Source organism: Streptococcus ferus DSM 20646 (genome assembly GCF_000372425.1).
GTDB lineage: Bacteria > Bacillota > Bacilli > Lactobacillales > Streptococcaceae > Streptococcus > Streptococcus ferus.
The window spans coordinates 571594-580561 of the sequence record NZ_AQVD01000001.1; the positions used below are offsets into that span (position 1 = coordinate 571594).

The following is an 8968-nucleotide window of genomic DNA, read 5'->3' on the forward strand; positions in this document are numbered from 1 at the left end:
TCTCCTCCTTATGCCAAACGGCGTTCAGCGTACGAAAACAAAAGCTGAATCACACCGCAAATGACAAGATAAATCATAAAAATAACCAGATAGGATTCAAAATACTGATAGCCATAAGCCGCCTCTATCTTAGCAATTGCAGTAATATCTCTGACCGTCATGACAAAAACTAAGGATGTTCCTTTGATTAAGTTGATGACCAGATTGCATAGATTGGGAAGCGCAGCTTTCAGCGCCTGCGGAAAAACAATCCGGCGATAGGCTTGACTGGCAGTAAGTCCGATTGCTTGAGCTGCTTCCATCTGCCCTTTGTCAACGGTCAGAATAGCCGATCGGATAATCTCCGAGAGACTACCAGTAGTCATCAGACTAAAAATAATAAAGGCATAATAGATGGGATTAAGCTCAAAAACATTTAACCCGCTGGATTTTAACATCGTATTCAAAACACTTGGCAGAAGGCTATAGAAAAAGAGAATAAAGAGGATTGGCGGTGTCGCACGCATAAAAGCAAGATAAAGCAAGGAAAAACCCGTCACCCCTTTTATCTTGTAGATTCTCCCCAAAGCAAGAAAAAGAGCAGGAAACAAACTGAGCAGGATAGAGACAACCATAATAGATAATGTCACAGGAATCCCTTTCAGCGAAAGAACAAAGGTCTTAATAATATAATCGATAGCCATTCGCTCTGCTTCAACTCCTTCCTCTGTCTAAATAGCCCTCTAGGACATACGAAACCAGTGACAGCGCAATAGCTATGCCCCAGTAAATAACTGCTACCGCTGTGTAGGTCTCTAAAGAGTAATTGCCTAGGTTCTTTCCAATCAATAAATTGCCCGCTCCCATAACATCAACAAGTCCAATGGTATAGGCTAAAGCAGTATCTTTCATAAGGTTTAAAATCGCTGTTGTCATATTGGGTAAAGCAATCTTAAAAGCCTGCGGCATCACAATACGGTAAAAACTCTGAACATCTGTAAGACCGATACTCAGAGCAGCTTCTGTCTGTCCTTTGGGAACAGCTAGATAAGCCGCTTTGAAGACTTCAGAGATTGATGCTGCAAAGAGTAAAACCATGGTGACAACGACAAAAATTGTACGAGACCAATGGTCCAAGTCAAGACCCAGCCACCAGGAAAAAAATTCAGGCAATCCGTAAAAAACCATAAATAAGAGAACAATAGGGGGTGTGCAGCGCAGGATAAAGACATAGCCCCTTGCAGCCTTGATTAAAAATGAATCCTGTCCCAACTGTGCCCAAGCAAGACCTAGCCCCAGAAAAGACCCGAAGAGGACGGTCAGAACAATAATCCACAAGGTTAAAGGCAGGGCACTGAGAATGTGAGGCAAGAATTTTAAGACATAAGATGGTGTATAAGAAACCATAACCCTCTCCTAATCTGTCACATAAGTAAAGACATCTTCCCCAAAATATTCTTTTGATAACTTTTCTAAAGTTCCATCTTTTTCAAGTTCTTTGATTGCCTTATCGTAAGCATCTGCAAATGCTTTATTGCTCTTATTACGGTGAATCAAGGGATAGGTTTTGATACCTTTGTAAGGAAACCAAGTCAGCTTATCCGCATACTTGTGATAAGCACCGCCCTCATTTTTAACTGCTTCTTCAAAGGACAATTTAATATCAAAATAAGCATCATAACGCCCTTCCAATACCCAAGCATAAGCATCTGCTACTGTGAAACTTTCAGCTGTTTCCAAGGCAATAGGGGTATCGGGGTGCTTTTTATTATAATCCTGGATGACATTATATTGGGCATTCTGAGGTGAAATCGGGACTAATTTGCCGCCGGATTTTGCAAATGAGTCAATGTCTGTTATCGTTTGTGCCTCGTCTTTACGGATGGTAAAACCGATAACGCTGGCGCCGACAGCTTCTTTAGGAATAAGAAATTTTTTAGCCCGTTCTGCCGTATACCAGGCACCTTTAGTGCCGACATCATACTTGCCAGATTCAAGACCAATCAGCAAGTCTTCGTCACTTGTTCCAGTATATTCAAATTTATAGTTTTTAAGTTTTTTATCTACAGCCTTTAAAACCTGAACCTCATAACCATCGCTCTCCCCTTTGTCATTGACAAAATCATAAGGGACATAATTTTGTGTATGCGCCACCTTCAAGGTTTTCACATCTGTTGTTCCTCCTGATTTGCCGGTCAGCTGCCGACCAATGATGGTACCACCAACAAGAAGAACAAGTACTCCGCCTGCAATAATCCATTTTTTCTTTGTCATCCTAATCTCCTTTTATTCTGCTACTGCTTCTTTGACCCAGAGAATCCGCTGAGGATCAATATCGCTTGGGATAGTACAGTCAGCTCCTATAATGATTCCCTCATCTCCTGCTTCCTTTATCAGACGATGGACTTCTGCTTGAATAGCTTCCTTATTGCCTTTATACAATAGGCCTTCTTTTGTGTTGACAAAACCGCCTAAAACAGTTTTATGATCAAAAAGCTGCCTTCCTTCAGCCAATGTAATACCTTCTGGGACAACTGCCCAATTAACAACCTGAACAGGATAATCTTTAAATAGACTAACATCATTGGTTGCACCTTCATAACCGCAGATATGCAAGACCGTCAAACCGCCAGCTTCTGCAGCAGCCTCAATCAATGCCACATCACTTGGCGCAATGATTTCTTTATAATCTTTGGAACTTATACGATTGTCCTGAATAGACTGAACACTCAGATAAATCCCCTCAATATCAGCTTCTTGGATGACTTTCTTAACAAGAATGGCGATGTCATCGGCAATCACTTGCAATACCTGTCTAAGCAGCTGGGCATCTTCTTTTAAAAAATCTGCCAATATTTGATCCCCGTCAGCAACTTTTCCTGAAAGCTGCCATTTGAGATAGGTTGCTGGAGAGAAGATATTATAAATTGCTAAAATATCCTCAACAAAGGTACTTTTGATATGCTTGATGAGATCCACTTGTTGTTGAAACCAAGGATGGTCTGCACCGATGGATTGAATGCCTGCAAGCTCTTTGACAGATCTTACCTTGGTTGAAATCAGACCATTCGGATAGGTAAAAAAACCATCACTCATCAGCTTAATAAAGTCAGGTCTAACAGCCTCAATGAAGCGCTTATGCCCCTCGATATTTTGCTGGACCACTTGCACATCTGCCGGTCCACGTCCAAAATCCTTTTCCTCTGTAAAATGATGCCAGAAACCAACCGGAATCCGATCCACTTTTTCCCCTCTAAAAGCTTTCAGCACCCATTCTTTCTTACTAACCATAAACAATCTCCTTTTCAAAACTTGTTTCTATCTTATCACCTCCAAGCTCCCTTGCATAATCTATCTTATTTATGCTGGGCTATAAGTTTTACTAATAGAAAAAGACAATCCCCTAGCCAAAATGACTAGGGGGAAGCTTAGTTTAAGCCGGACTCATTTCTGATAACACGTTTCACCATGTTGCCTCCTATTCTTGCCTATAATAATCAAGAAGCCTTATTGCATTTTCAACATAATAGTTGACGGCAATAGGAAGAGCAGCATCTTTAACGATGAAATTATCATGATGCCAATCGGGTGCATTTTCGTCTCCATTTGAGCCAATGAAGGCGAAGACACCTGGGACTTTTTCTTGGTAGGCAGCAAAATCTTCCCCGCCTGTCGATGGCAGGGTTTCGATAACCTGGGCAAAATCTTTTGAACCTTCAGCTACCAAGGGCGTCAGCTCCGCATCATTAAAGGTCACCTTCGGCGAGTTGCCCCACTCAATCGAAACCTCTGCACCAAATTGTGCTGCAGTCGCCTCAACCACCTTGGTAAACTGATCAATCACCGACAAGCGAACCTGAGGATCAAACGTACGGATTGTTCCTTCAAAGAAACCTTCTGCCGGAAGGACATTCCATGTTGTCCCAACATCAAGATGCGTGACCGACAGGACAGCTGACTCAAAAGGTGAGACCGTCCTTGCGACAATTGCCTGCAGATTATTGACTATGCTTGTCAGCGTCGGAACCGTATCCACTCCCAGATCGGGACGGGCTGCGTGAGCGGAGACTCCCTTCACATGGACACGGAATTGCTCGACTCCAGCCATAATAGCGCCGGATCGCAGCCCTATCTGACCTGGCTTCAGGTGGGGATTATTATGGTAGCCCAAGATAGCAGATACTTGATCCAGACCGCCTGCAGCAATCACCTGATAAGCTCCCTGAAAATTTTCCTCAGCTGGCTGAAAAATCAATCGTACGGTTCCCTGCAATTCTGCTTCTCGCGTTTTCAACAATTCTGCTGCACCAAGCAAACTGGTCTGATGAAAATCATGGCCGCAGGCATGCATGGCCTGGTTTTGACTGGCATAGTCCACCTCTGTTTTTTCAACAATAGGAAGCGCATCAATATCTGCCCTCAAAGCTATCACCGGCAGACCCTTACCAATCTCAGCGATAACGCCTGTTGTCAAGGGATAATCTAAAGGTTTGATTCCTAAATCTGCCAAATAAGATTTGATATAGGCTGTGGTCTCAACTTCTTGTTCCGATAGTTCCGGCTTACTATGAAGATAATGTCTTACTTTTGCTAGTTTTTGGTAAAATGCCTCTGTCATATGCCTTCTCCTTTAAAAACTTGTCTCTATCTTACCACCTCCTCATCCCTCTGCATAATCTATCTTATTTATAGCAGACTATAAAGTTTGCTTATAGAGCTATCAGTTGCATGAATGGCAGGCTATAAGAAATTCTTATCACTCCTTTATGTTTTTCAATCAGGGTTTTGCTGATTTTTTCGAAGGGCTTCTGTTATAATGGCTAGAAGATTGATTTAAGGGGAGATATTATGAATTTTCAACAATGCCGTTATGTCGAAGCGATTGCAAAAACCGGCTCTTTTAGTGAGGCCGCCAAGAAACTTTTCGTCACCCAGCCCAACCTTTCCTCCTCTATCAAAGAATTGGAAATCGAACTAGGTGTTCAGCTCTTTATCCGCTCTAATACGGGTGCCCGTCTAACCGATGATGGTTATGATTTTCTAAAATATGCCAAACGCATCTTAGGAGAGGTTGAACTGCTCAAAGAACGCTACCAGGGAAGCTATAAAAATAGCTTTACTATCTATGCCCACCACTACGATTTTCTGTCCATTCCTCTCCTAGAGATTGCAGAGCAATTTAACAACGACTTCCAGCATTTTCACATGGTGGAAACCACAACCAAGAAAATCTTGGAGAGTGTTCTGAGCTTTGAGAGTGACCTAGGGATTCTCTATCTCAATGATGACAACCGTCATGTCTTGGAGCGCTATTTCAGTCAGCACAATCTGACCTTTACTCCCTTGGGGGACTTTCCAACCCGTATCTTTCTGAAAAAAGATCACCCTCTTGCTAAGGAAGAAGTCATTTCCAAAGACCAGCTGTCTCCCTATATGCAAGTTCGCTTCCGCCAAGAAACCTCGGGACTAACTTTTGATGAAGACACGCTGGACACACCTGATAATCGTTCCGTATTTTACAGCAATGATCGAGGAACTGTCATGAACTTGCTGTGCGGTTCTAATGCCTATGCCTCTGGTCTTGGAATCGTCAATAGCTTTATCAAGGATCAAATTGTACTGATTCCGCTGAAAGACAGTGACATTCATACCCTGGGATTTGTCACCAATAATCATAAAGAAAAAAGCCCTATTGCACAGGCTTTTATCCAAGCGGTTAAAAAGAGTCTGGCCGAAAATGAAGATGACTCTCTTTTATAAAGTCATTTGGGTTGCTAAATTTTCTTATTCTGGCTATAATGAGGACATATTTGGAGGAAATCATGTCACTTATTAAAAGCATTTTAGTTGTTTTTGTTGCTCTGGAATTTTTTTACATTATGTATTTAGAAACCTTTGCGACCAGTTCACCAAAGACTGCGCAAGTTTTTGGCATGAGTCAGGAAAAATTGGCTGAAAAAGAAATCCGAACGCTTTTTCAAAATCAAGGAATCTATAACGGCCTCATCGGCTTAGGACTATTGTACGGGCTCATTTTCAATCCTAGTATCATTATCCCCATTCTCATCTTCATTATCTTAGTCGCCGCCTACGGGGCATACAGCAGCAATCCTAAAATTTTGCTGACTCAGGGTGGTTTGGCTATCATCACACTTCTGCTTTATCTCTTTAACCGTTAAAAAAGACATCAGGGTCATGTTCTAAGACATGGCCCTGATTTTGATTATAAGATAACCTTAAACGTAATCGTATCCCCTTTGTAATGAACCGAAATCTTGCCTTTAACAATGCTGACAATACTCTGCGCCATAGATAGACCGATACCGTAGCCAGATTTTTGACTGTTATGCGATTCATCCTTGCGGTAGAAGCGTTCAAAGAAACGGCTGTAATCAACATTTTTGCCAGCCTTATAGGTATTGGATACTTCTAGTTTTGCTTTTCGGATGGGGCTATTGGTCCGAGAGAGGCGGACCGTGACCGTACCCTCATCATCGCAATACTTATTGGCATTATCGACTAAGATTGTCACTAGTTCAAAAAGTGACTGATGCTCCCCCCTAACTTTGAGGTCAGGCTCAATAGCCATCGAAAATGTCTTGCCATCTTTAATCACTAAAGCCTTAAAGTCCTCTGCGGCATCCTGAACAAGATCAGAAAAGTCCAGTTCCTCAAAGACAAGGTCTGTCCGTTCCTCCAATCTAGCCAGAGTCACCAACTGGTTAATCAGCGATGTCAGACGGCTGACCTGATCCTTGGTACTCTTGGTCCATTCCGTTTCGCCCGTCATCAACTCCTGCAATTCATTATTAGCAGAAATAATGGCCAAAGGTGTCTTCAGTTCATGCCCCGCATTGGTGATGAATTCTTTTTGCTTTTCATAGTTCTCCACAAAAGGTTTTATGGCAAAACCAGAGAAAAGACTGACAACCAGAATAAAGAAAACTAAACTATAAAGAGACATCTGAACGGATAAAGCAAACAAATCTGACCGCTCATTTGTAAAACGGGTAATATCCAAAACAACGACAAGATAGCTTCCATTTGTCTTATTTTGCTTCACTTGATAAGAGTAAACATGTCCGTCATACCTGAAAATGCCTCTTTTAGAGGATAAACGCACTTTATCCAGCATCTTTTCGAGATCATTCTGACTTACATTGTTGATATGTTTGAGATTAACGGTGCTGACTTCCTCATCCTTATTCAAACGGTAACTGTAATACTGATATTGATTGATGTCAGCAATGTTGATATCTCGGTTGCTGTCTTCTTTGATGACCTGGGCAGTTCCTGGGAACTCCCCTTTATGATTGGACAGGATAGATAAAACGGTATTGATCTCATTATTGTTTCGGACAATGCTGACCGAATTTAAAACACCTATAAAGGCAATTAAGATACAGGAAATGGCTAAGGCAGCAATCAGAATAAACCGAAAACGAATTTTACGAAACATGGCTGTCACCTGCTATATGAACTAACTGAAAGTCACCATCTTCCTCACCTAGAATTTGCAGGTCCGCTTTAATAGCCTTTAATTTCTGCCGCAAGTAGGAAATATAGATGAAGACGTAACCCTCATCTACTTCTGAATCCTTATCTTTTCCCCAGACGTGTTTGAAGATTTCCTGAGTAGAGATTGTCTTTGTGGCATTTTTGATGAGAAAGGCCATAAGCTGTGCTTCTTTCCCAGCTAAACGAATACTGTTGCTGGCAGCTAATTCCTGCTGAGGAAGGTCAAGACTGACCTGACCATAGGTCAAAACCTTATCATCATAGCTATCAAAACGCCGTTCCATAGAGCGCAGACGAGCCAGCAGCTCCTTAAGAGAGATGGGTTTTGTCAGATAATCATCAGCACCTGCATCTAAGCCGGTGACTCGGTCATCGATCTCACTCATAGCCGTCAGCATGATAACGTGTGTCTTATCTCCCTTTTCCCGAATTTCCTTGAGGGCTTCCAGCCCCGTCTTGACAGGCATCATGATGTCTAAAATCATCAGGTCATAAGGATTTTCCTGAGCCAGATCAACTGCCTCCTGACCATTAGAAGCCTGATCCACATCATAGCCTTGATGGCTCAAAGCAGCGGTATAGACACGGGAAAGCTGCTCTTCATCTTCTGCCAATAATATCTTTAAAGTCATTCGTTGTCACCACCCTCTGCTATTAAATCACGAATCGTCTGCATGGACAGGTCACATGAGGCCAGTTCGTCAGCGCAGCGCTTTAATTCTCTGACAATACGCTCTGGATTTTTAATGTCATTCTTATACTTCATCTGATGTTCCAAGCTTGCCCAGGAATCCATCGCAATAGTTCGCAGCTGTACCTCTATAAAATATTTGCCTGGCTGCTGCCCCAAACAATCTTCAAAGTCTGTTTCAACTTCTAAAATAAGATGATAAGAGCGATAGCCATTAGGTTTTGCATTAGAAACATAGTCTTTCTCATTGTAGATGGAAACCCCATCAAGTCCCTTGATAACATCTATAGTTCTATAAATATCATCTACAAAGCCACAAACAATTCGGATTCCGATACTGTCACGAATCTGCTTCAAGGCCGACTCTGCTGTCTGAGGAAGCCCCTTTCGCAGGCATTTTTCAGACATACTGTCGGCCGTTTTCACACGCGCAATATAGTGCTCGAATAGCTTAAAACCGGTCTCTTCTTTGGCCTTTTTGCTGGCTTCCTGGATTCTGCTGCCAAAATCCTCTAAAATGTACTCCAAGTAAGGTTCAAACTTACCATAAATTGTCTGACGTTCCATACGCATTTCCTAAATCATATTTCTGATAACTTATTATAGCATAAGACCTTATTTCTGACTTAAATGAATTAAAAAAACCACAAGACTGTGGTTTTTGTTAAAATTATTTGACTGCCTCAAGAGCGGCGTCGTAATCAGGGTGCTGAGACATTTCATCCAAGTACTCCACATAACTAATCTGATTGGTCTCATCAAGGACAAAGACTGCACGCG

Annotated in this window: 10 protein-coding genes and 1 pseudogene; 2 read left to right on the top strand and 9 right to left on the bottom strand. The window is 42.0% G+C overall.

From position 1 onward, the window contains the following. Positions 1-8 precede the first annotated feature (8 nt). From A3GY_RS0102890 to A3GY_RS0102910, 5 genes are all read right to left on the bottom strand, one after another. Positions 9-683: an amino acid ABC transporter permease gene (locus A3GY_RS0102890; protein WP_018029904.1), complete on the bottom strand. Its 675-nt coding sequence runs from the start codon at positions 681-683 to the stop codon at positions 9-11. 10 nt (positions 684-693) lie between these two features. After that, on the bottom strand, positions 694-1386 hold the full coding sequence (locus A3GY_RS0102895) for an amino acid ABC transporter permease (RefSeq protein ID WP_018029905.1): 693 nt from the start codon (positions 1384-1386) through the stop codon (positions 694-696). 9 nt (positions 1387-1395) lie between these two features. Then, positions 1396-2253, bottom strand: coding sequence for a transporter substrate-binding domain-containing protein (locus tag A3GY_RS0102900; RefSeq protein WP_018029906.1), 858 nt, complete (start codon positions 2251-2253; stop codon positions 1396-1398). Between the two features lie 12 nt (positions 2254-2265). Continuing rightward, the gene (locus A3GY_RS0102905) at positions 2266-3270 is read right to left on the bottom strand and encodes a uroporphyrinogen decarboxylase family protein (protein ID WP_018029907.1); all 1005 of its coding nucleotides are present in this window, start codon (positions 3268-3270) and stop codon (positions 2266-2268) included. Positions 3271-3457: 187 nt separating this feature from the next. Beyond that, positions 3458-4597, bottom strand: coding sequence for an amidohydrolase (locus A3GY_RS0102910; protein ID WP_018029908.1), 1140 nt, complete (start codon positions 4595-4597; stop codon positions 3458-3460). A gap of 230 nt (positions 4598-4827) precedes the next feature. On the opposite strand from A3GY_RS0102910, the gene A3GY_RS0102915 reads away from it, so the two are divergent. Both A3GY_RS0102915 and A3GY_RS0102920 read left to right on the top strand, forming a co-directional pair. Continuing rightward, on the top strand, positions 4828-5739 hold the full coding sequence (locus tag A3GY_RS0102915) for a LysR family transcriptional regulator (protein ID WP_018029909.1): 912 nt from the start codon (positions 4828-4830) through the stop codon (positions 5737-5739). Positions 5740-5801: 62 nt separating this feature from the next. Beyond that, on the top strand, positions 5802-6158 hold the full coding sequence (locus A3GY_RS0102920; RefSeq protein ID WP_018029910.1) for a DUF1304 domain-containing protein: 357 nt from the start codon (positions 5802-5804) through the stop codon (positions 6156-6158). Between the two features lie 44 nt (positions 6159-6202). Here the strand turns inward: A3GY_RS0102920 and A3GY_RS0102925 are convergent, their stop codons facing one another. From A3GY_RS0102925 to A3GY_RS09615, 4 genes and pseudogenes are all read right to left on the bottom strand, one after another. Then, positions 6203-7438 (bottom strand): sensor histidine kinase, encoded by a 1236-nt coding sequence (locus A3GY_RS0102925; protein WP_018029911.1) that lies wholly within the window; start codon positions 7436-7438, stop codon positions 6203-6205. Continuing rightward, positions 7428-8129: a response regulator transcription factor gene (locus A3GY_RS0102930; protein WP_018029912.1), complete on the bottom strand. Its 702-nt coding sequence runs from the start codon at positions 8127-8129 to the stop codon at positions 7428-7430. The genes A3GY_RS0102925 and A3GY_RS0102930 overlap by 11 nt, the downstream gene beginning before the upstream one ends. Continuing rightward, positions 8126-8755 carry a GTP pyrophosphokinase gene (locus A3GY_RS0102935; protein WP_018029913.1) on the bottom strand — a complete coding sequence of 210 codons (630 nt, stop codon included), beginning with the start codon at positions 8753-8755 and terminating at the stop codon, positions 8126-8128. The genes A3GY_RS0102930 and A3GY_RS0102935 overlap by 4 nt, the downstream gene beginning before the upstream one ends. A gap of 103 nt (positions 8756-8858) precedes the next feature. Further along, a pseudogene (locus tag A3GY_RS09615) lies at positions 8859-8968 on the bottom strand (thiol peroxidase); the annotation flags it as partial.